Below are 471 nucleotides of genomic sequence, written 5' to 3'. Positions count from 1 at the left end.
ATTAACTCCATTGAAGTTTGTTTGCTTTGAAATATGGTCTATTTCATCAGCAAGAGTTCCAAGCTCTGCACTTATTGCACTTCTATCTATTGTTACATTAGAATCATTTGCAGCTTGAGTTGCAAGCTCGTTCATTCTTTGAAGTATTGACTGAGTTTCATTCAATCCACCTTCAGCAGTTTGTAATAATGATACGCCATCTTGAGCATTGCTTTGAGCTTTGCCAAGACCATTTATCTGTGATTGCATTTTTTGTGAAATTGTAAGACCAGCTGCATCATCTGCTGCTTTGTTTATTCTTAAACCTGAGCTTAATTTCTCCATTGAGTCAGAAGAGCTCTTAGAATTTTTGTTTAAATAACTTAAAGCTGTTGCTCCTGGTAAATTGTGATTTATTATCATAATAAATTCCTCCTTGAATTTAACTTGGGAATCCTTTCCCATATATTTTATTTTTATAAGGTTTAAAAT

General features: G+C 33.1%; 1 protein-coding gene. It reads right to left on the bottom strand.

The annotated features are described in order from the left end of the window. On the bottom strand, positions 1 to 402 hold a 402-nt coding region (locus tag ACJDT4_RS23340), incomplete at its 3' end, for a flagellin N-terminal helical domain-containing protein (protein ID WP_479723311.1). Positions 403 to 471 lie beyond the last annotated feature (69 nt).

Origin of the sequence: Clostridium neuense, from assembly GCF_045310695.1 — a bacterium.
Classification (GTDB): domain Bacteria; phylum Bacillota; class Clostridia; order Clostridiales; family Clostridiaceae; genus Clostridium_S; species Clostridium_S neuense.
The sequence above is the reverse complement of the archived record's forward strand: the minus strand, read 5'-3'. Positions and strand labels throughout refer to the sequence as shown.